The 20,305-nt window shown below is 65.7% G+C and carries 18 protein-coding genes, 1 tRNA gene and 2 riboswitches; of the genes, 12 read left to right on the top strand and 7 right to left on the bottom strand.

Features of this window, described 5'->3' with window-relative positions; translation table 11 throughout:
* Positions 1-88 precede the first annotated feature (88 nt).
* Both GcLGCM259_RS11760 and GcLGCM259_RS11755 read right to left on the bottom strand, forming a co-directional pair.
* Positions 89-159, bottom strand: a tRNA-Gly gene (locus tag GcLGCM259_RS11760).
* A 211-nt stretch (positions 160-370) separates the two neighbouring features.
* Complete coding sequence (locus tag GcLGCM259_RS11755) at positions 371-856, bottom strand: SseB family protein (protein WP_175419412.1); 486 nt, start codon at positions 854-856, stop codon at positions 371-373.
* A gap of 111 nt (positions 857-967) precedes the next feature.
* Here GcLGCM259_RS11755 and GcLGCM259_RS11750 point away from each other — a divergent pair, with 111 nt between their 5' ends.
* Positions 968-2,674, top strand: coding sequence for a fumarate hydratase (locus tag GcLGCM259_RS11750; RefSeq protein ID WP_138926694.1), 1,707 nt, complete (start codon positions 968-970; stop codon positions 2,672-2,674).
* 132 nt (positions 2,675-2,806) lie between these two features.
* Here the strand turns inward: GcLGCM259_RS11750 and GcLGCM259_RS11745 are convergent, their stop codons facing one another.
* Positions 2,807-3,445 (bottom strand): DUF4352 domain-containing protein, encoded by a 639-nt coding sequence (locus GcLGCM259_RS11745; protein WP_138926693.1) that lies wholly within the window; start codon positions 3,443-3,445, stop codon positions 2,807-2,809.
* Between the two features lie 160 nt (positions 3,446-3,605).
* Positions 3,606-4,484 (bottom strand): M15 family metallopeptidase, encoded by an 879-nt coding sequence (locus tag GcLGCM259_RS11740; RefSeq protein WP_138926692.1) that lies wholly within the window; start codon positions 4,482-4,484, stop codon positions 3,606-3,608.
* A gap of 166 nt (positions 4,485-4,650) precedes the next feature.
* Here GcLGCM259_RS11740 and dcd point away from each other — a divergent pair, with 166 nt between their 5' ends.
* On the top strand, positions 4,651-5,232 hold the full coding sequence (gene dcd / locus GcLGCM259_RS11735) for a dCTP deaminase (RefSeq protein WP_138176723.1): 582 nt from the start codon (positions 4,651-4,653) through the stop codon (positions 5,230-5,232).
* 36 nt (positions 5,233-5,268) lie between these two features.
* On the opposite strand, the gene GcLGCM259_RS11730 is transcribed toward dcd, so the two are convergent.
* Positions 5,269-6,597 carry an MFS transporter gene (locus tag GcLGCM259_RS11730; RefSeq protein WP_138176726.1) on the bottom strand — a complete coding sequence of 443 codons (1,329 nt, stop codon included), beginning with the start codon at positions 6,595-6,597 and terminating at the stop codon, positions 5,269-5,271.
* A 212-nt stretch (positions 6,598-6,809) separates the two neighbouring features.
* On the opposite strand from GcLGCM259_RS11730, the gene GcLGCM259_RS11725 reads away from it, so the two are divergent.
* Genes GcLGCM259_RS11725 through mnhG form a run of 6 tightly spaced genes read left to right on the top strand, consistent with a single transcriptional unit; the run spans position 6,810 to position 13,122 of the window.
* Positions 6,810-9,782 carry a Na+/H+ antiporter subunit A gene (locus GcLGCM259_RS11725; protein ID WP_138926691.1) on the top strand — a complete coding sequence of 991 codons (2,973 nt, stop codon included), beginning with the start codon at positions 6,810-6,812 and terminating at the stop codon, positions 9,780-9,782.
* Complete coding sequence (locus GcLGCM259_RS11720; protein WP_054821137.1) at positions 9,779-10,228, top strand: Na(+)/H(+) antiporter subunit C; 450 nt, start codon at positions 9,779-9,781, stop codon at positions 10,226-10,228. Before GcLGCM259_RS11725 ends, GcLGCM259_RS11720 begins: the two co-directional genes overlap by 4 nt.
* Positions 10,229-11,836: a Na+/H+ antiporter subunit D gene (locus tag GcLGCM259_RS11715; protein WP_138176732.1), complete on the top strand. Its 1,608-nt coding sequence runs from the start codon at positions 10,229-10,231 to the stop codon at positions 11,834-11,836.
* 13 nt (positions 11,837-11,849) lie between these two features.
* Positions 11,850-12,500 (top strand): Na+/H+ antiporter subunit E, encoded by a 651-nt coding sequence (locus GcLGCM259_RS11710; RefSeq protein WP_138176736.1) that lies wholly within the window; start codon positions 11,850-11,852, stop codon positions 12,498-12,500.
* A complete protein-coding gene (locus GcLGCM259_RS11705; RefSeq protein ID WP_138176739.1) occupies positions 12,497-12,763 on the top strand; it encodes an MrpF/PhaF family protein in 267 nt (88 codons plus the stop codon). Before GcLGCM259_RS11710 ends, GcLGCM259_RS11705 begins: the two co-directional genes overlap by 4 nt.
* Positions 12,763-13,122 (top strand): monovalent cation/H(+) antiporter subunit G, encoded by a 360-nt coding sequence (gene mnhG, locus GcLGCM259_RS11700; protein ID WP_054821139.1) that lies wholly within the window; start codon positions 12,763-12,765, stop codon positions 13,120-13,122. The genes GcLGCM259_RS11705 and mnhG overlap by 1 nt, the downstream gene beginning before the upstream one ends.
* Before the next feature lie 90 nt (positions 13,123-13,212).
* Here mnhG and GcLGCM259_RS11695 read toward each other — a convergent pair whose 3' ends face one another.
* Positions 13,213-13,464 carry a DUF4235 domain-containing protein gene (locus GcLGCM259_RS11695; protein ID WP_054821138.1) on the bottom strand — a complete coding sequence of 84 codons (252 nt, stop codon included), beginning with the start codon at positions 13,462-13,464 and terminating at the stop codon, positions 13,213-13,215.
* Positions 13,465-13,582: 118 nt separating this feature from the next.
* A riboswitch (TPP riboswitch) is annotated at positions 13,583-13,738 on the top strand.
* A gap of 66 nt (positions 13,739-13,804) precedes the next feature.
* Here GcLGCM259_RS11695 and GcLGCM259_RS11690 point away from each other — a divergent pair.
* From GcLGCM259_RS11690 to GcLGCM259_RS15775, 3 genes are all read left to right on the top strand, one after another.
* Positions 13,805-14,425 carry an ECF transporter S component gene (locus tag GcLGCM259_RS11690; protein WP_138926690.1) on the top strand — a complete coding sequence of 207 codons (621 nt, stop codon included), beginning with the start codon at positions 13,805-13,807 and terminating at the stop codon, positions 14,423-14,425.
* A gap of 106 nt (positions 14,426-14,531) precedes the next feature.
* A riboswitch (TPP riboswitch) is annotated at positions 14,532-14,686 on the top strand.
* A gap of 63 nt (positions 14,687-14,749) precedes the next feature.
* Positions 14,750-15,373, top strand: coding sequence for an ECF transporter S component (locus GcLGCM259_RS11685; protein ID WP_138176746.1), 624 nt, complete (start codon positions 14,750-14,752; stop codon positions 15,371-15,373).
* Complete coding sequence (locus GcLGCM259_RS15775) at positions 15,370-17,709, top strand: ATP-binding cassette domain-containing protein (RefSeq protein ID WP_138926689.1); 2,340 nt, start codon at positions 15,370-15,372, stop codon at positions 17,707-17,709. Before GcLGCM259_RS11685 ends, GcLGCM259_RS15775 begins: the two co-directional genes overlap by 4 nt.
* A gap of 58 nt (positions 17,710-17,767) precedes the next feature.
* Here the strand turns inward: GcLGCM259_RS15775 and GcLGCM259_RS11675 are convergent, their stop codons facing one another.
* Entirely contained in the window at positions 17,768-18,643 is an 876-nt protein-coding gene (locus tag GcLGCM259_RS11675; RefSeq protein WP_138926688.1) for an aminodeoxychorismate lyase, read from the bottom strand.
* A gap of 160 nt (positions 18,644-18,803) precedes the next feature.
* Here GcLGCM259_RS11675 and cls point away from each other — a divergent pair, with 160 nt between their 5' ends.
* Positions 18,804-20,297: a cardiolipin synthase gene (gene cls, locus GcLGCM259_RS11670; RefSeq protein ID WP_138927247.1), complete on the top strand. Its 1,494-nt coding sequence runs from the start codon at positions 18,804-18,806 to the stop codon at positions 20,295-20,297.
* The last annotated feature ends 8 nt before the right edge of the window (positions 20,298-20,305 follow it).

The following is a 20,305-nucleotide window of genomic DNA, read 5'->3' as shown; positions in this document are numbered from 1 at the left end:
GATCCCGCGCCAGCGGGGCCCGGCTCCCTGATGGGTGCCCAGACGCCAAACGCCGGGACCCTGCTGGGTCCCGGCGTTTGGTCTTGCGAGCGGGCGACGGGAATCGAACCCGCGTATCGAGCTTGGGAAGCTAGCGCTCTACCATTGAGCTACGCCCGCAAAGCTCCGAGCGGCCTATTGGCGGCCCGGGCGTATCCCAGCATAGCGCAATCAGCGCCCTGGTTTTCAAGCCAATGACGCCAAGATGACCTGTGGCATGCGCCAATGGCCACAGGTGCGGCGCTCGAACCGCGGAAATCCGCGGCCAACCGCTTGTCCGGGGTGTGACCATGATTACATTCCCGCGCGGGTGCCCGCGGCGCGCCGACGGCTAGTGGCTGCCTCGGCCCTTGCCCAGTTCCTGACGCAACACCGCCACACCCTCGGCCGGAATCTCAAAACTGAGATCGTCACCGGGATTGATGACAATCCCGGTGCCCTCCAGGGCGCGCACAATGGTGGCCCCCTGCACCTTCACACCGTAGGGTGCCTGGTCAATGTAGGTGCCCGGGATGCGCTCCAGTGAACTGAACACCGCAACCATCGGCGCCCCGGCGGGATTGGTCAGCAACATGGGCTGCGCGTTGGGGTTTTCGCCGGTGACTTCCTCGCGAGAAAGGAAATACACCTCGGCGGCCATGAAGGCGCCCACCACTGAGCCGGAGAGCTCGGGCTTGTTCAGGCCCGCGGCGATCATGTTCTCGAAGTGGGTTTTGGGCCGGGCCCGCTCCTGGTCTATCGGGGTTTCGATGATCATGTCCGGCAGCTGTTCGGGCTGCCCGGACTGGGAGGTTGCCTCTGGGTTTTCGTTGCTCATGCCCTCAAGCATGTCGCCCTTGGCCCACCCGCGCAAACACCAAATCCGCATTTTGCGGCCGAGAGCCTAAAATGGCTCTCGAGCAACCCACAAAAGATGCAAGGACTGAGCATGCCTGAATTCCGTTATGAAGATCTTCTGCCCATCGGCGAGGACAACACCCCCTACCGCAAGATTTCCTCGGACGGTGTCAATGTCGCCACCGGTCCAGATGGCAAGAAGTTCCTGCAGGTTTCCCCGCAGGCCCTGGAATTGCTGGCCGAAACCGCCCTGCGCGACATCTCCCACTACCTGCGTCCGGCCCACCTGCAGCAGCTGCGCAACATCCTCGACGATGAGGAAGCCAGCCCGAACGACAAGTTCGTGGCCCTGGACCTGCTGAAGAACGCGAACATCGCCGCCGGCGGCATCCTGCCGATGTGCCAGGACACCGGCACCGCGATTGTGATGGGCAAGCGCGGACAGCGGGTGCTCTCCGAGGAGCAGGACGAAATTTCGCTTTCACGCGGCATCTACAACGCCTACACCAAGCTGAACCTGCGCTACTCGCAGCTGGCTCCGTTGACCACCTGGGAAGAAAAGCAGACCGGCAACAACCTGCCGGCGCAGATCGACCTGTACGCCAACACGAAGCCCGGGGCGGATACCGAATACAAGTTCCTGTTCATGGCCAAGGGCGGCGGCAGCGCCAACAAGTCCTTCCTCTACCAGGAGACCAAGGCGATCCTGAACGAGAACTCGATGCTGCGCTTCCTCGATGAGAAGCTGCGCTCCCTGGGCACCGCCGCCTGCCCGCCCTACCACCTGTCCATCGTCATCGGCGGCACCAGCGCCGAGATGGCCTTGAAGACCGCGAAGTACGGCTCGGCGAAGTACCTGGACACGCTGCCCACCGAGGGCGCCATGACCGGGCGTGGGTTCCGTGACACCGACCTGGAAGAGAAGGTGCTGGAACTGACCCGCAACTTCGGCATCGGCGCCCAGTTCGGCGGGAAGTACTTCTGCCATGACGTGCGCGTGGTGCGCCTGCCGCGCCACGGCGCCTCGATGCCGGTGGCCATCGCGGTCTCCTGCTCCGCCGACCGGCAGATGCTGGCGAAGATCACCGAAGAAGGCGTCTTCGTTGAACAGCTGGAAACCGACCCGGCCCGCTTCATGCCCGACGAGTCCCACCCGGCCGTGGCCGAACACGGGGAGGCCACCGACGGGGTGACCGGCACCGGCGGCAGCTCCGTGGTAAAGGTCGACCTGAACAAGCCGATGGATGAGATCCTGGCCGGGCTGAGCAAGTTCCCGGTCAAGACCCGGCTCTCGCTGACCGGTCCGCTGGTCGTGGCCCGCGATATCGCCCACGCCAAGATCAAGGAACGGCTGGACGCCGGCGAGAAGATGCCGCAGTACCTCAAGGACCACCCGGTCTACTACGCTGGCCCGGCCAAGACCCCGGACGGCATGGCGTCCGGGTCATTCGGACCGACCACCGCAGGGCGCATGGACTCCTATGTGGAGCAGTTCCAGGCGGCTGGCGGCTCGAAGGTGATGCTGGCCAAGGGCAACCGCTCCAAGCAGGTCACCGACGCGTGCAGCACCCACGGCGGCTTCTACCTGGGTTCCATCGGAGGTCCGGCTGCCCGCCTGGCCCAGGACTGCATTAAGAACGTCGAGGTCTTGGAATACGAGGAGCTGGGCATGGAGGCAGTGTGGAAGATCGAGGTGGAGGATTTCCCGGCATTCATCGTCGTGGATGACAAGGGCAACGACTTCTTCGAAGCCACCTCCAAGCCGACCTTCACCGGCATCCCCGTGCGCGCGAACTAGCCGACGTCGCACCGCCTACCGGCACCAACAACGAAGGCCGCCCCAGTGGGGCGGCCTTCGCGCAGTTCTGAGGGAGGGCCGGCAGGAGCTACTGGCCCAGCCCGAATGCCCAATCCCTGATAGCCGATTTCGCTATTTTGCCTTGTCCGGGAATTTACTCAGGTCATACTCCCAGCCGGAGACGGTGTCGAGCGTGTAAACGAGGAGACCGTCGGAAGCAGGAACGTCGAGCAGCACCCATCCTTCAACCTTTTCGCCTGGGCCGATCTGATTGGAGATTATTTTCTTCTCTGCCCAGCAACTGTAGGTACTGATTGTGCCAAGATCACCGTTGAAAGTTTTTCCGTCGCTATCGATGTATTTCCACATAATGGGGTCAAAAGTTATTGAACCATTTATGTCCTCAGCCAACGAGGGTTCGGTCTTGGCCGAAATCTTCAAAGCGACCAGTTCGCCGTTCTCGGGTTTCTCTGAGTATGGTTCGGTGCATTTGACGTTGCGTACGAAGTCCTTGATCTGAAAAACAGCAGTTGTATCGCCGCTATAACTTAGGAATCCAGCGGTTTCACCGAGGTCTTTCTCGAGATTTCCCCTGATATTTTTTGAAGGGGAAGGGGAGGGTGTTGGGGTGGCGCGTGATTCCTCAGAAGACTTGTTGAGCTCAAAATCGACTGGGGTTTCGGAAGGTGTGGAAGACTCAGACGAAGAAGCGCAACCTGAGACGGTTAGGAGAGCGATGCAAAGTGATGCGAGTGTTGAATTTCTTTTCACAAAAGAAGTTTACGACTATAGACTCGTTACTTTGAATCATTGCATTGGACATGCGCGGTAATCCATCTTCGAAGCGTAAAATGAAATAAACACCTGTGTTTTGTGAGGTGGAGGTACGTCCGGACACAGGATCAGGAACGCAACCCACCAGTTCGTGTTCTTACTGGCTTAGCCCGAATGCCCAATCCCTGAAGGGCGGCAGGAATCGCAGCACCATCAGGTCCTCGGGCTCCCGCAGGGAGGTCGGCGTGGGGCTCGGTTCACTGGCCTCTTGCGATGCCGCACCATCCTCCTTGTCGCTCGGGGCGGGGGAGGATGGGGCCGACTCCTGTGCGGCCTGGTCGCCCTGCTCGGTGTTCTCCACCAGCAGCTGGAAGTACTCTTCGAACGTGTCCATGTCCAGCTTCTTCATTGCCTGGGCATGCTCGGTGCCGATGTAGCGCAGGTGCCACGGCTCGTAACGGTAGCCGGTTGTTTTCTCCTCGCCTTCCGGGTACCTGACAATCAGCCCGTAGTCCACGGCGTGCTCGGCAATCCACTTGCCGGCCGGAGTCTGGCCAAAGCAGGCGTGCAGTTCGCATTTGCTGCCGCTGTAGCCAACATCCGCGGCCAGACCCAGCTGGTGTTCACTGGTCCCCGGGCGGGCCGAAATCCGTTCGGCATACTCGGTGCCGAACTTCGCCTGGTACTGGTTGAACAGCACCTGCTGGCGTTCATAGGAACGGAAGGCGCTGATGACCTTCAGCGGGTGCCCGGCCTTGCGGGCATCGGCCACCAGATCCTCCACCGCGTCGGCCGCCTCATCGCGCAACTGATCACCGGAACCGGCGACGTTGCGCAGCCCCTTGGGGTGGTAGTCCTCCTCGGGCAGCTTGATGCTGGGGTTGATCAAGGCCAAAAGGCTGCTGCTGTCGGACAGCTCCTCGGCACTGACCTCGGGCACCTCATCGGCGGGGGCGGCGTTCGCGGCGGAAAGGCCGCCTGCCGCCAACAGCAGTGAGACCAGCGCGGCACTGGCTGCCCGGGTAACGGAGCGCATTGTTGGTAAGACACCATCCTTTGGGTTTTGGCACGACAACACTTCAAGGATAGTGCCTGAAGGTGGCTCGCAGCCATGTGGGATTGCGCCGATTCAATCGCCCCATTTGCGCCACATTCGGCCGCGGGTTACCGTCGGGGGGCGCCAGCAGGATAAATTTATAGGCGTGTTGTATTCAGATGGTGACATTCGTCGGTCAATAGACAGCGGGCAGATCGCCCTGGAACCGTACTCCGAGGAAATGGTGCAACCGGCCTCGGTGGACGTGCGGCTGGACCGTTTCTTCCGGTTGTTCGACAACCACAAGTACGCCCACATCGACCCGGCCACCGACCAGCCGGAACTGACCCGGCTGGTGGAAGTCGACCCGGATGAGCCGTTCGTGCTGCACCCGGGGGAATTTGTGTTGGGCGCGACCTACGAGAAGGTCACCCTGGGCAACGGCATCGCCGCCCGCCTGGAGGGCAAGAGTTCACTGGGCCGCCTGGGGCTGCTCACCCACTCCACTGCCGGGTTCATCGATCCCGGCTTCTCCGGCCACGTCACCCTGGAACTGTCCAATATGGCCACCCTGCCGATCAAGCTGTGGCCCGGGTCGAAGATCGGCCAGCTGTGCTTCTTCCAGCTCACCTCGCCGGCCGAACACCCCTACGGTTCTGGCCCCTACGGCAACCGCTATCAGGGGCAGCGCGGGCCAACGGCCTCACGCAGCCACCTGAATTTCCACCGCAGCCTCCTGGAAAACTAATTCTGCCCGCGCCGGGCCCGTGCGCCCGGAGGCGGGCTAGTCTTCCAATCGGGTGCGCGGGGTCTTGATCGGCAGCAGCAACAGCAACCCGATCAGCAGCACCAGCAGGATGCCCAGGATCCCGTAGCGCTGCGCCGCACCGGGCTCAACCAGGGGAGTGGCCAGCGCGATCGAGGTGGTGAACAGGGCCGGGGCCAGGAAACTGACCACCCGACCGGTGGTGGCGTAGAGCCCGAACATTTCCCCCTCGCGGCCCGCCGGGGCCATGCGCGCCAGCAGTGAGCGGGACGCGGACTGCGCGGGACCAACAAACAGGCACAACAGCAGCCCGAACAACCAGAAGCCGCTGGCCTCGGGGGAGAAGAACACGCCCAGCCCAGCCACCAGCAGTCCGACCAGCGAACCCAGGATGACCCGTTTGGGGCCAATCACGTCATCCAGCCACCCGCCGGCCAGCGCGCCGAGGGCCGCCACCACGTTCCCGGCAATCGCGAAGATGATCACCTCGTTCAGGGCGAACCCGAAGGTCCCGGCGGCAATCACCCCGCCAAAGGTGAAGATGGCGGCCAGCCCGTCACGGAAGATCGCCGAGGAGCCCAGGAAGAAGACGGCGTTGCGGTCCTCCCGCCACAGCTGGGCGATCCGCCCGAAGAGCACCTTGTAGGAGCTGGCCAGGGGGATGCGCGCGGACTGGCTGGCGGGGGACTCGGGAATGCGGAAGAAGACCGGCAGCGCGAAGACCAGGAACCACAGGGCACTGAAGATCGCCACCCAGCGCAGGTTCCACGAATCCTCGGTGTTCGCCCCGGGCCATTCGAACAACGGGTCCACGAAGCCGAACAGGACCAGGGCCAAGGCCAGGATGCCGCCCACATAGCCCATGCCCCAGCCGAAACCGGAGACCTTGCCGATCGTGGCCGGGGTGGAGATCTGGGTGAGCACCGCGTTGTAGTTCACCGAGGCGAACTCGGAGAACACCGAGGCCGCGGCGATCAGCGAGGCTCCCAACCACAGGTACTTCGGGTCCGGGGCAACAAACACGCAGGCGGCGGTCAGCGCCACCACGACCAGCGAGTTCACCGTCAGCCACAACTTGCGCCGCCCGGCCGCGTCCGAACGCATCCCGGTTACCGGCACCAGCAGGACGATGGCCACCCCGGCCACGGTCAGCGCCTGGCCCAGCACCACCGAGGCGTGATCGGTGGATCCGAACAGCTCACTGGTGAGGTAGACGGTGAAGACAAAGGTGGTCATCACGGCGTTGATGGCGGCCTGGCCCCAGTCCCAGCTGGCCCAGGCCAGAGTCGCAGTATTAAGCCACGAGTTTTTTGGTCGCGCAAGATCCCGCGCCACGTTGCTTTCCATGCTCGCATCGTATCCGGTTAATGGTGATCAGAACATGAATTCGAGGCAACGGGGAAAATCTGGGTTCAAGCGTTCACTCCCGAATTTTCTGTGGTCAGGAGCGAGCAAGGTGATCTACCGGACGGTAGAAAGCGCCTTTGCACTGATAAAATGAACAGACCGGCCGTGTAAATCGTCGGACTCTGCCCCATACAAGTCGACAGAGGAGACGTGTGTTTATTATTCTCATTGCGCTTTTCGCAACTGCTGCGCTCTGCCCTTTGATTTTTCGGATTTTCCGACGCAATGGGTTCTATATTGTCGCCGTAGTTCCCGCAATGGGATTCGTCTGGCTGCTCACCCGATTCCCGCAGGTGCTGGCCTCCGATCCCAGCCTGGCCAACGGGCTGCCGAACGCCCCGCCGTCAATCCAGATCCCCTGGATCCCCGGGTTCCTGGTAAACCTGGACTTCCGCCTGGACACGCTGGCCGCGGTGCTGTTGCTGCTGATCCTCGGGGTCGGCGCCCTGGTGCTGGTCTACTGTGCCCGCTACTTCAAGAACGACGACATGGGCGTGGGCCCGTTCGCGGCCAAGCTGGTCGCCTTCGCCGGGGCCATGACCGGGCTGGTCACCGCCGATGACGTGATCATCATGTTCATCTTCTGGGAAATCACCTCGGTGCTTTCCTACCTGCTGATCGGCTTCAGCCAGGCGCTGATCACCGCACGCCGCTCGGCCATGAATGCCCTGATCGTCACCACCTTCGGCGGGCTGGCCATGCTCGGCGGTCTGCTGATCCTGGGGACCTCCACCGGCAGCTACCGGCTTTCAGACATTGTGGCGGCGGCCCCGGAGCTGAGCGCCATGGGCGGACACATCGACGTGGCCGTGGCCCTGGTGCTGCTCGGCGCGCTGTCCAAGTCGGCGCTGGTGCCCTTCCACTTCTGGCTGCCCGGCGCGATGGCCGCCCCCACCCCGGTCTCCGCCTACCTGCACGCTGCGGCCATGGTCAAGGCCGGTGTCTACCTGGTGGCCCGCCTGGCCCCGGGCTTTTCCGAGACGATGTTCTGGGGGCCGCTGGCCGTGGGCATCGGCATCCTGACCATGATCATCGGCGGCTACCGGGCGCTGAAGCAATACGACTTGAAACTGATCCTGGCCTTCGGCACCGTCTCCCAGCTGGGGTTCATCATTTCCATCTTCGGGCTGGGCAACGCCGATGCCGCCTTTGCCGCCCTGGCCCTGACCCTGGCGCACGGGCTGTTCAAGGCCACCTTGTTCCTGGCCGTGGGCATCGTGGACCACAACACCGGAACCCGTGACATCCGCAAGCTTTCCGGGCTGGGACGCAGCATGCCGGTGCTGGCCACCGTGGCCACCCTGGCCGCCGCGTCCATGGCCGGAATCCCGCCGTTGTACGGGTTCGTGGCCAAGGAATCGGTGTTCGACGCGCTGCTGCACCAGGGCGGGCCGCTGGCCTGGCTCCCGGTGGCCGGCATTGTGCTCGGCACGGGCCTGACCGTGGCCTACTCGTTGCGCTTCGTGCTTGGCGCCTTCGGACGCAAGCGCGGCATGCAGCCCACCGCCTGCAAGCGCCCCTCGCTGATCTTCCTGGCCCCGCTGCTGGTGCTCACCGCCGGAACCGTGGTGCTGGGCGTGCTGCCCGGCCTGGTGGAGCCGCTGGTGAAGCACGCCGCCGGGCTCTACCCGCAGCCGATCGAGGTGCACCTGGCCCTGTGGGCCGGCTTCACCCCGGCCCTGGGTCTCAGCGTCCTGGCCGTGCTCGGCGGTGTGCTGCTGTTCGTGGGACGGGCGCGGGCGGATTATTCGGCCCGGCTGCACCGCCGGCTGCCGGCCGCGGAGGAAGCCTACCGCGGCATCGTGAACCTGACCGACGAATTGGCGATCTGGGTGACCGGGCGGACCCAGCGTGGTTCGCTCTCCTTCTACCTGGGCGTGATCCTGGCCGTGGCGATGGTGGTTCCGCTGAGCATCGCCCTGACCGTGCCCACCCCCTGGCCCGATCAGTGGGTGATTGCCGACCATCCCGCCCAGATCGTCATCGGCGCCATCATGATCGTCGGGGCGATCGCGGCGATCCGCGCCTCGAAGCGTTTCATGGCGGTGCTGATGGTCTCGGTGACCGGTTTTGGCATGGTCGCCATCTTCGCGCTGCAGGGCGCACCGGACCTGGCGCTGACCCAGCTGCTGGTGGAGACCATTGTGCTGGTCGCGTTCGTGCTGGCCCTGCGCGCCCTGCCCAAGCGGCTGTGGGTGGGCATCTCCCGGATCAAGCTGGGACGGGCCGTCCTGGCCACCGCCCTGGCGCTGATGACCGTATATGTTGCCATCGGAATGATGGCAGCGCGCCAGGAGGCGCCGATTTCATTGGCCTTCCCGGACCTGGCCTACCACGAGGGCTATGGCTCAAACATTGTCAACGTGACCCTGGTGGACCTGCGCGTGTGGGATACCTTCGGGGAAATCACCGTGCTGGCCGCCGCGGCCACCGGGGTGGCCTCACTGATCTTCGTGGCGGTGCCCTCCCGTCGCCGGCTGCGTGCCCGCGAGGTGGAAAGCGGTTCCATCGACCACGGTTCGGAGGCCATGTCCACCGGCGAATTCGGCCAGGCCCGCCTGGATCTGGCCCGCAAGTTCGCCACCTCGGACAATGAGGACTGGCTGATCGCCGGGCACACGCTGGTCGCCGAACGCCGCTCCATCGTCTTTGAAGTGGTCACCCGCCTGATCTTCCATTCGATCCTGCTGTTGAGCGTGTTCACCTTGATCACCGGGCACAACAACCCCGGCGGCGGTTTCGCCGGCGGGCTGCTGGCCGGGCTGGCGCTGACCATCCGCTACCTGGCCGGCGGGCGGGTGGAGCTGGCCGAATCGATGCGCGTCTCCCCGAACATCCTCATCGGTGGCGGGCTGGCCGTGGCGGCCTGCTCCGGCATCATTCCGCTGCTGGCGGGGGACCCGGTGTTCAGCACCTACGTCTGGCAGTTCAGCCTTCCGCTATTTGGCGAACACAAGTTCGTGACCTCAACCTTCTTCGACATTGGAGTGTATCTGGTGGTGCTCGGCCTGGTGCAGGACGTGCTGCGATCCCTGGGCAGCGAAATCGACCAGCTCTCCGAGGGCCGCTCCCCGGTGGCCCGCCATGATGTGGTGGCCAGCTACCAGACGGGGGTGGGCCGGTGAGTGTGAACATCACCTTCCTGGTCATCACCGGCGTGCTGTTGGCGGTGGGCTACTACCTGGTGCTGGAACGCACCCTGACCCGGGTGCTGCTGGGCATCGTGGTGCTGGGCAACGCGGTGAACCTGCTGATCCTCACCGCCGGCGGGAGGATGGGCAAGGCCCCGCTGTTCCAGCCCGACCTGCCGGCCGATGAGTACTCGGATCCGCTGCCGCAGGCGCTGATCCTGACCGCCATTGTCATCACCTTCGCGGTGACCGCGTTCCTGCTCGCGCTGATCTACCGGTCCTGGTCGCTGACCAACGCCGATACCGTGCGGGACGATGAAGAAGATATCCGCGTCTCCCAGGCCAGTGCCTACGACGAAGAAGAGGACGCTCCCGTGGAGGAAGACACCACCGAATTCGTCGATGAGGAAGGCCGACCGATCCGCGAGGGGGAGGAATAGATGCAGCAGCTCATGTCCCTGGCCCCGCTGGCGGTCATCCTGCCGATCCTCGGCGCCGGCGCGACCTTCCTGGCCCGGCGCAAGGTGCGCTGGCAGCGGATCATCACCATCGGGGTGTTGTGCACCACGCTGCTGCTGGAGGTCGGGATGCTGGCGGCCACCTGGAACGGGCAGACCTACGCGATCACCATCGCCGGGTGGGACACCCCCACCGGCATAGCCCTGGTGGTGGACGGATTCAGCGCGTTCATGCTGCTGGTCTCCACCGTGGTGTCCCTGGCGGTGCTGTTGTTCGCCACCAGTCAGGGGATGGCCGACGGGGATGAGCACGGGCCGGTCTCGATTTTCCACCCTGCCTACCTGATCCTGCTGGCCGGGGTGTCCAACGCGTTCATGGCCGCGGACTTGTTCAACCTCTATGTGGGCTTCGAAATCTTCCTCACCGCCAGCTATGTGCTGCTCACCCTGGGCGGCACCGCCGAACGGATCCGCTCGGGCATCACCTATGTGGTGGTCTCCGTGGTCTCCTCGGTGCTGTTCCTGACCGCGATCGCGTTGATCTATGCGGCTACCGGCACGGTGAACATGGGGGACCTGGCGCTGAAGCTGGCCGACCTGGATTCGGGGACAAAGCTGATCCTGCACAGCTTCCTGCTGATCGCCTTTGGCATCAAGGCCGCCGTGTTCCCGCTCTCGCTGTGGCTGCCTGACTCCTACCCGACCGCCCCGGCCCCGGTGACCGCCGTGTTCGCCGGACTCTTGACCAAGGTGGGCGTGTACGCGATCGTGCGCACCGAGACGCTGCTGTTCCCGGGCGGGGAAGTGAACTCGGTGCTGCTGGTGGTCTCGGCGCTGACCATGGTGATCGGCATCTTCGGTGCGCTGGCCCAGTCGGACTTCAAGCGCATGCTCTCCTTCACGCTGACCAGCCACATCGGCTACCTGATCTTCGGGATCGCGGTCGGCACCGAAACCGCGATCGCCGCCACGATCTACTACGTGGGCCACCACATCATCGTGCAGACCTCCCTGTTCATGGTCGCCGGGCTGATTGAACGGCGAGCCGGCACCGCGAACATCACCGAACTGGGATCCCTGGCCCGCCTTTCCCCGGCATTGGCGGTGCTGTTCTTCATCCCGGCCATCAACCTGGGCGGCATCCCGCCATTCTCAGGGTTCCTGGGCAAGTTCGGGCTGCTGCACGCCGCGACCGAACAGGGCGGGGCACTAAACTGGGCGGTGATCGCCGCCGGGCTGCTGACCAGCCTGCTGACCCTGCTGGCCATCATCCGCGTCTGGGCCCGCGCCTTCTGGCGCCGGGCGGCCGAGGCGGAGGACCCGCAGGCGTCCCTGGTGGACCAGTCCAAGGAGATGACCGAACTGATCCAGTCCTCGGGCAATCAGGGGCCGATCCTGGGGGCCAGGCTCGCCCGGCAGATGGAGGCGAAGTTCCTGCCCTGGGGGATGCGCTACTCCACCGGGGCCCTGGTCGCTGCCGGGGTGGCGTTGACCGTGTTCGCCGGACCGCTCTTTGCCTTCTGTCAGCGGGTGGCCGCCGAGCTGCTGAGCCGGGCCCCCTACATCACCGCGGTTCTGCCGCCAGGCTAAAGGGGAAGGACACATGCCAAAACGTATTGACGAGCCACGCGACCAGCGCATCGCCGACGCGCTGGATGAGGCCTCGGGCCAGCGCAACCGCGCCACACTGCGCCAGGAGTGGCCGCTGCTGCTGTTCATGACCCTGGTCTGGGGCGCGCTGTGGCAGGACTTCACCCCCGGAACCCTAATCGTGGGGGCGCTGCTGTCCCTGCTGCTGGTCGCCTTGTTCCCGCTGCCCCCGGTGCGCCTGTCGGGGCGCATCAACCCGTGGTACTGCTTCCTGCTGCTGGGCTGGTTCATCATGCAGGTGGTGGCGGCCAGCCTGGAGGTTTCCTACCTGGCGCTTTTCCGGCGCCAGAAGACCCGCAGCTCCATCATTGCGGTGCGCCTGCACACCGACTCGGACCTGATCGTCACCACGGTCGGGCACGTGCTGACCCTGATCCCCGGATCGTTCGTGGTGGAGGTGGACCGGCGCAGCTCCACCCTGTACCTGCATTACCTCAACGCCTCCAACGCCATCAAGGTCGCCCGCTCCCGGGCGAAGATCCATGAAATCGAACGGCGGGTGATCATGGCCATCGGCAGCCACGACGAGTACGAGTACGTCAAGCAGGTGCGCAAGGACATCGCCCAGCGCGCCCGCCAGAAGGCCAAGGAGGCAAAGCGTTGAGCTATATCATCGTGGGAATCAGCGGAGTGCTGCTCTCGGTGGGTGCGGTGGCCTGCCTGATCCGGGTCGCCCGCGGACCCTCCATCCTGGACCGGGTGCTGGCCCTGGATGTGATGCTGCTGATCATCTCCGCCGCCCTGTGCCTGGAAATGTACCTGAACCGGCACACCAACCACATCCTGTTCGTGGTGATCGCCTGCGCCATCGGCTTCATCAGCTCGGTCACCGTCTCCCGGTTCGTTTCCGACCAGAGGAATGCGTGATGGATCAGTTCCTGGAAATTGTGGCCGCCGGCTGCATGATCGTCGGCTCGCTGATGTCATTGATCGCCGGCATAGGCCTGTTGACCTTCCCCGACCTGCTCACCCGGATGCATGCGGCCACCAAGCCCCAGGTGCTTGGCTTCCTGCTGCTGTTCATCGGGCTGGCCATCCACCTGCGCTCCTGGCAGGTGGTGCCGGTGCTCGCCCTGGCCTGGGGCGTGCAGCTGCTAACCGCACCGGTCTCCGCGCACATGATTGGCCGTTCCGGGTACCGCACCAAGCACGTGAAGCGCGAAACGCTGTACAGCGATGAACTGCGCACCGTGGTGGAGAACGCCAGCCGCCAGAACAAGGACTAGCGCCACTGCCGGCACCACGAACAAGGGCCTCGGAGCACCGCATCACGGTGCTCCGAGGCCCTGCCTGTCCACGGCGCAAACGCCGGGGAACTACTTGTTCAGCTTGGCCAACGCCTTGCGGGTGCCGCGGTCGGTGAGGACCTGGATGATTGCGGCCACCACGGAGGAGAAGACGGCGAACGCCAGGGCCTGGCGCATCGAGGCTTCGGCTTCGGCTTCCTGGCCGTGGCGCGGGGCATCATTGCCGGTGAATCCCTTCCACAGGCGGTCCACCAGCTTGCTGCCGACAAACCCGGCTCCCAGGGAAATGCCGGTGGCGAGCAGCTTCATCATTGGTTTCATTCTTCGCGCTCCTGTTCGCATGGGGACTTCTCTTTCTATCGAAAGCATATCCTGAGCTATGGTGGCATCGCAGACATGGCATCGGGTGATCCACGGATCGCCGGGGCAATCTGCTGACAAGAAACGACAGGGGAGCGTCATACCGTCCCCGAGGCTCACCGCGCAGCAAACGCCGGTGGCCGGGACCGGTGGAAGACGCTGAGAGTGCGATAGATCGCAGACCCTCGAACCTGCTCCGGCTAGTACCGGCGAAGGAAGTCGAGAATCTCAGATGTGCGGCAGGGACAGCTCCCTGCGCATCCGCATGTGCTCCCCTCCTGAACCAGGAGGATGGAAGAAAATGGCAACAACCAAGCGAACCGGCGGCACCTCATGGAAGGTCGCGGACATCGTGATCGCCTCGGTCATCGCCGTGGCTTCGGGCGTGGTGTTCTGGGCGTGGAGCGCCAGTTACGGTTTCGTGACGCTGGCCTTCGCCGCGTTCCCGCCGGCCAGCGCGCTGCTCTCGGGCATGTGGCTGTTCCCCGCGGTCCTCGGGGCGTTGATCATTCGCAAGCCCGGTGCGGCACTGTACTGCGAACTGCTGGCCGCCATCATCGAGGCCCTGCTGGGCACCCACTGGGGACTGACGGTGCTGGTCTCCGGGCTGCTGCAGGGGCTGGGCGCCGAGCTGGTGTTCGCGCTCTTGCGTTACCGGGTGTGGAACCTGTCCGCCGCCATGCTGGCCGGTTTCTGCTCCGGCTTCCTTAGCGCCCTCAACGGTGCGTACATCACCGCCCACTTCGTGCACTATACCCCCGGGATGAAGCTGTTTCATGTGGCGGCGATGAGCGTCTCCGGGTTGCTGATCGCCGGGATCTGCTCGTTCTTCCTCACCCGCATGCTGGCCAACACCGGTGCCTTGGCCTCCCTGCCCAGCCGCCGGGCCCACCGGGAACCGGTGCTCACCCGCTCCCGCTAGGCGGCGCCTGGCGGCGGGAGCAAGAGCAATATGACGTCCGCCTCAAACCGGTCGCCGGTGCGGGTTCTGCCCGACCGGCATCCTGGGGTATGGTGGCAACGCAGACATAAACCGACAGGGGAGCGTCATACCAGCCCGCTGCCGTGCCGCCAGGCGCGTCACGGCAGGCGTAAGGGTAAAAGACGCTGAGAGTGCGATAGATCGCAGACCCTCGAACCTGCCCCGGCTAGTACCGGCGAAGGAAGTCGAGAATCTCAGGTATGCCCCCGGGGACGCGCCCCGGTTCGCATACATGCTCCCCTCCTGATTCAGGAGGATATTCAAGTGACAACAACACCGTTGCGGGCCAGCAGCTCGTGGAAGGTCGCCGACATCGTCGTCGCCTCGGTGATCGCCGTGGCTTCGGGCGTGGTGTTCTGGGGCTGGAACGCCGGTTACGGCTTCATTTCCCTGGCCTTTGTGGCCTTCCCGCCGGCTAGCGCCTTCGTGGCCGGGATGTGGCTCTTCCCGGCAGTGCTCGGGGCCCTGATCATCCGCAAGCCCGGCGCCGCCCTGTACTGTGAACTGCTGGCCGCTGTGATCTCCGCGCTGCTGGGCTCGCAGTGGGGCATCACCGTGCTGGTTTCCGGCATTGTCCAGGGGCTGGGCGCCGAGGTGGTGTTCGCGCTCTTCCGCTACCGGGTGTGGAGCCTTGGGGTGGCGATGCTGGCGGGGTTGGGCGCCGGACTGTTCGGTGCGCTAAGCGAGGCCTACCTGATGGCCTACTATGCGGAATACACCGCGGGCATGAAGCTTTTCCACGTGGCGGCGATGAGCCTCTCCGGCCTGGTGATTGCCGGCATCCTGTCCTACTTCGCCACCCGCGCGCTGGCGGCCACCGGGGCGCTTTCCGCGCTGCCCAGCCGCAGGGCGAACCGTGAACCGGTCTTTGGGCGGGCGAAGCAATGACCGCCGGCATCACGAACCACGCCGCGCTGCCCCAGCTGGAATCCGGTGCCCTGTCCGTGAGCGCGCGCGGGTTCGGCTGGAAGCACGCCGACCGTCAGCAACCGGCCCTGCACGCCCTGGATCTGGAGGTTCCGGCCGGGCAGCGGGTGCTGCTGCTGGGACCCAGCGGCGCGGGCAAATCCACGCTGCTGCACGCCATGGCCGGGGTCCTGGACGTTTCCGAGCTGGCCGGGTGCACCGGGCAGCTGCTGGTGGGGGAGCAGGACGCGTTCGGGCCGCGCCAGGGTGTGGGCCTGATGCAGCAGGACCCGGAAACCCAGATCGTGCAGGCCCGGGTGGAGGACGACGTGGCCTTCGGGGCGGAAAACCTCGGGGTGGACCCGCAGGAGATTTCCCGGCGCATTCCCCTGGCACTGGAGGCGGTCGGGTTGGGCCAGCTGGCGCCGGAACACCCCACCCAGCAGCTGTCCGGGGGACAGAAGCAGCGCCTGGCCCTGGCCGGGATCCTGGCCATGCGCCCGGGGCTGATGCTGCTGGATGAACCCACCGCCAACATTGACCCGGAGGGCGCGTTGGGGGTACGCGACGCGGTGCTCAACGCCGCCGAGCGCACGGCAGCGACCCTGATCGTGGTCGAGCACCGGGTGGAGACCTGGGTGGAACACGTGGACCGGGTGCTGGTGCTGGAGCCCGGCGGCGGGATCAGCCACGACGTGGCCCCGCAGGCGCTGCTGAGCGACCAGCCGCTGCGCCGGGAGCTGGCCGAGGCCGGGATCTGGGTGCCCGGCTACGTCCCGCACACCCGTACCCCACGCACCAGCCCGGGCGGTGGCCTGCTGCGGGCCAGCGCGCTGCAGGCCAGGCGTTCAAAGAAGGCCCCGTTGACCGCGGCGGTGGACCTGGAACTGCCCGCCGGCGGCGCACTGGTGATCCGCGGCGCGAACGGGGTGGGCAAGTCGACCCTGGCGCTGACCCTGGGCGGGCTGCTGGAGCCGGCCAGCGGCCGGTTGCACGCCACTGAACTGTTGGCCGGTGAGGCGGGGGACAAGCCGTTCCTCTGGCGGGCCGGGCAGCTGGTGGCCCGCATCGGCACGGTCTTCCAGGAACCCGAACACCAGTTTGTCACCCAGAGCGTTGCCGACGAGCTGGCCTACGGGCCGCGCCGGGCGAAGGGGGAACGGGATGGGCAGGGCGGCACCGGGCTTGATGAACAGCAGATCGCCGAACGCACCGCCGCGCTGCTGACCCGGCTGCGGTTGGACCACCTGGCCGAGGCGAACCCGTACACGCTCTCGGGCGGGGAGAAGCGTCGGCTCTCGGTGGCCACGGTGTTGGCCGCCAGCCCGGACGTGCTGATCCTGGATGAGCCGACCTTCGGGCAGGACGCGAACACCTGGCGGGAGGTGGCCGAGCTGCTCATCGAGGTGATTGAGCAGGGCACCGCCGTGATCGCGGTGACCCACGACGGGCACTTCGCCCGGGCGTTGGGCGCCCGGGAACTCGAGCTGCAGGCCCCCGCCCCGCGGGCCGAGGCCGCCGGGCCGGACCCGCTGCTGGGATCCGCGGTGGGCGACAGCTGGCTGGCCCGGCGCAACCCGCTGGCGAAGCTGGCGGCGATCGTGGCCACCACCATCCCGCTGGTGGCCACCATTGACTGGGTCTCGGGCCTGGTGGTGATCACCGCGACCCTGCTGATGCTGCCGCTGGCGCGGCTGAGCATCCCACGTTTCCTGCTGCGCGCCTGGCCGCTGCTGCTGGCCGGGCTGACCGCCGCCTGGGGGATCAGCCTGGTCGGGGAGGATTCCGGGGCGCTGCTGCTGGACCTGGGGGTCTTCACCATCACCGAGGGCTCCCTGGCCGGGGGCATCGCCACCGGCATGCGCGCCATGGCGATGGCCGTGCCGATGGTGCTGCTGCTGAGCACCACCAACCCCTCCGACCTGGGCTCGGCCCTGTCCCAGCAGCTGCGCGTGCCGCACCGCTTCGTGCTCGGGGCGCTGGCCGGGATGCGGCTGCTGGGCCTGCTGGTGGAGGAGTTCACCACCCTGACCCTGGCCCGCCGGGCGCGCGGGGTGGGGAACTTCGGGTCCCCGGCCCAGCGCCTGCGCGCGAACCTGGGGCAGGTGCTGGCCCTGCTGGTGCAGGCGATCCGCCGGGCCGGGCGACTGGCCATCACCATGGAAGCCAAGGGCTTCGGCGCCGGGCGGCGCAGCTGGCTGCGCACCCCGGACTTCGGGGGGCGTGACGTGCTGGTGATCGGTGCCGGGCTCGCGGTGGGGGCGCTGGCGGTGGCCGCCGCCGTGCTGGCCGGGACCTGGAGCCTGGTCTGGGGATAGCGCACCAAGAACGGGGGGAGCGGTCCATGGACTGCTCCCCCCGTTTTTGCGTGCTCGGTTAGGCCAGGTGATCGGCCAGTTCGCTCAGCTCCGCGTGCAGTTCGGCGTCGAAGCGCAGCGGCTTGGCGTCCAGCGAATTCACCGGGGTGAGCAGGCGCACCGAGGAAACCAGCCACAGCACGTCGGCCTGGTAGAGGTCCTCGGGACGCAGCGGACCATACCCCAACTCCCAGCCGGCCTCCGCGGCGGCAGCGAAGATCGCCGCCTGGGTGGTGCCCGGCAGGATCCCGGTTTCCAGCAGCGGGGTGAGCAGGCGCTTGGTCTGCCCATCACGCTGGGCCATCAGCACGGTGGAGGTCGGGCCCTCCAGCACCGCACCGTCGGAGGAGGTGAAGATGACATCATGGGCACCATGGGCCCGCGCGTAGCGCAGGGCCGCCATGTTCACCGCGTAGGACAGCGTCTTGGCTCCCATCAGCAGCCAGGGCGCGCGTTCGGCGATTTTCGAATCATAGCCGCGATCCAGCAGCAGCACGTCCACACCCGAATCCCGCTGGGCCTGGCCCAGCGTCGGGGCCGGGGTAACGGTCACCCAGCACAGGGCCGGGTCGCTGTCCGCGTCCCCGCGGGCGGCCACCAGCTTCACCACGGCCTCATCGGCCCCGCCGGTGGCATCAAAGTCCGCGATGGCGGTGTCAATGGCCGCACGCCACTGGATCTGGTCGGGGATCTCCAGGTCGCACAGCTGGGCCGAGGACTGCAGGCGGGCCAGGTGCGCGTCGATCTTGCGCACGCTCTGGTGCTTGTAGAGCATCGATTCGAAGATACCGTCACCACGGGAAACACCCTGGGCGGTCACGGGCAGTTGCGGCGCGTTAATGTCCGCCAGTCGACCGGCCGGATAGGACGGATCGAGGAAAACCAATGAACTCATAGGTACTAGATTATCGAATCCCGCCGGTGCTTCGGATAACTCGCCGCAACCGACACCGCCTTGAACCGGGGAATTGGGTAGTCTAGCGATAGGCAAAACGCACGATGACCGCGGGAAAGACGCCCCGGTGGAAAGCACGAGGGCAGGAGTTGGCCGCATGATGCTAGGTGAGAACTTCCTGCGGGAGCTGGGCCCGACGGTCTGGGCGCTGGCGGTGACCTTCGACATCGTGGTGCGTATCGTGATGATTGGAGTGGTTCCGGGCAACCGCCGGCCCACCACCGCCATGGCCTGGCTGCTGGCGATCTTCTTCATCCCGGTCGTGGGGCTGATCCTCTACCTGCTCTTTGCCAACCCGCGCCTCTCCCGCCGGCGCCTGGAGAAGCAGCGCCGCGCCAATGAGGCAATCCTGCAGGCCACCTCGCACATGGATTCGCCGGTCGAATTCCACAGTGATGAGGAATGGATTGAGTCCGCCGCGGTGCTCAACCGCACCCTGGGGGCGCTGCCGCTGGAGGGCGGGAACGAGGTGGAGGTGATCTCCGATTACCGTGCCTCGCTGGAGGCAATGCGCCGGGAGATCGACAAGGCCACGACATTCGTGCACATCCAGTTCTACATCATGGGCGATGACCCGGACTTCGTCGGCCCGGTCCTGGATTCCCTGGAGGCCGCGGTCAAGCGCGGGGTGGTGGTGCGCCTGCTGTTTGACCACCTGGGCACCGCCCGGGTGGCCGGGTACGGGCAGCTGAAGCGGCGGCTGAAGGATTCGGGCATCGAATGGAAGCGGATGCTGCCGGTGGCCCCGTTCCGGCGCCGCTGGCGCCGCCCGGATCTGCGCAATCACCGCAAGATCCTGGTGGTGGACGGGGAAGTGGCCTTCACCGGCAGCCAAAACCTGATCGAGCCGGGCTACAAGCGGCTCAGCTCGCACAAGGTGGGGCGCGAATGGGTGGAGCTGATGATCCAGGTGCGCGGCCCGCTGGTGCGTTCCCTGGACGTGGTCTTCGCCACCGACTGGTGGCAGGAGGCCGACACCGATGACGTGCTGCAGGACCTGACCGACGCCCGCTACCCGCTGCCGGCCAGCGATGTGCCGGGGGAGACCGTGGGACAGGTGGTGCCCAGCGGGCCGGGGTATGAGGATGAGAACAACTTGCGCCTGTTCAACACGCTGATCTATTCGGCCTCCGAACGCCTGAAGATCACCAGCCCCTATTTTGTGCCCGATGATTCAATGCTCTACGCCATCACCACCGCCGCGCAGCGCGGCATTGAGGTGGATTTGTTCGTATGCGAGTCCGGGGACCAGTTCCTGGTGCACCACGCCCAGCAGTCCTATTACCAGGTGCTGCTGGAGGCCGGGGTGCGCATCTACCTGTACCCGGCCCCGATGGTGCTGCACGCCAAGTGCTTCACCGTCGATGACGAGGTCGCGGTCGTGGGATCCTCGAATATGGACATGCGCTCCTTCAGCCTGAACATGGAGATCTCGGTTATGCTGCTCGGCGCGCAGATGGTGGACCAGGTCAACCAGGTGCAGGCCCACTACCGCAGCATCTCCAAGGAACTGACCCTGGAGGAGTGGGAGAAGCGTCCGCGGCTGCAGCGCTGGGTGGACAACGCCGCCCGGCTGACCGCCACCCTGCAGTAGGAGCGGCA

The sequence above is a fragment of the Glutamicibacter creatinolyticus genome (assembly GCF_006094275.1).
GTDB lineage: Bacteria > Actinomycetota > Actinomycetes > Actinomycetales > Micrococcaceae > Glutamicibacter > Glutamicibacter creatinolyticus.
The sequence above is the reverse complement of the archived record's forward strand: the minus strand, read 5'-3'. Positions and strand labels throughout refer to the sequence as shown.

Bases quoted from the DNA above. Each gene is read 5' to 3' on its own strand.
- GcLGCM259_RS11755 (WP_175419412.1), bottom strand. From the start codon at position 856: ATGAGCAACGAAAACCCAGAGGCAACCTCCCAGTCCGGGCAGCCCGAA.
- GcLGCM259_RS11750 (WP_138926694.1), top strand. From the start codon at position 968: ATGCCTGAATTCCGTTATGAAGATCTTCTGCCCATCGGCGAGGACAAC.
- GcLGCM259_RS11740 (WP_138926692.1), bottom strand. From the start codon at position 4,484: ATGCGCTCCGTTACCCGGGCAGCCAGTGCCGCGCTGGTCTCACTGCTG.
- GcLGCM259_RS11730 (WP_138176726.1), bottom strand. From the start codon at position 6,597: ATGGAAAGCAACGTGGCGCGGGATCTTGCGCGACCAAAAAACTCGTGG.
- GcLGCM259_RS11715 (WP_138176732.1), top strand. From the start codon at position 10,229: ATGCAGCAGCTCATGTCCCTGGCCCCGCTGGCGGTCATCCTGCCGATC.
- GcLGCM259_RS11710 (WP_138176736.1), top strand. From the start codon at position 11,850: ATGCCAAAACGTATTGACGAGCCACGCGACCAGCGCATCGCCGACGCG.
- mnhG (WP_054821139.1), top strand. From the start codon at position 12,763: ATGGATCAGTTCCTGGAAATTGTGGCCGCCGGCTGCATGATCGTCGGC.
- GcLGCM259_RS11695 (WP_054821138.1), bottom strand. From the start codon at position 13,464: ATGAAACCAATGATGAAGCTGCTCGCCACCGGCATTTCCCTGGGAGCC.
- GcLGCM259_RS11690 (WP_138926690.1), top strand. From the start codon at position 13,805: ATGGCAACAACCAAGCGAACCGGCGGCACCTCATGGAAGGTCGCGGAC.
- GcLGCM259_RS15775 (WP_138926689.1), top strand. From the start codon at position 15,370: ATGACCGCCGGCATCACGAACCACGCCGCGCTGCCCCAGCTGGAATCC.
- GcLGCM259_RS11675 (WP_138926688.1), bottom strand. From the start codon at position 18,643: ATGAGTTCATTGGTTTTCCTCGATCCGTCCTATCCGGCCGGTCGACTG.
- cls (WP_138927247.1), top strand. From the start codon at position 18,804: ATGCTAGGTGAGAACTTCCTGCGGGAGCTGGGCCCGACGGTCTGGGCG.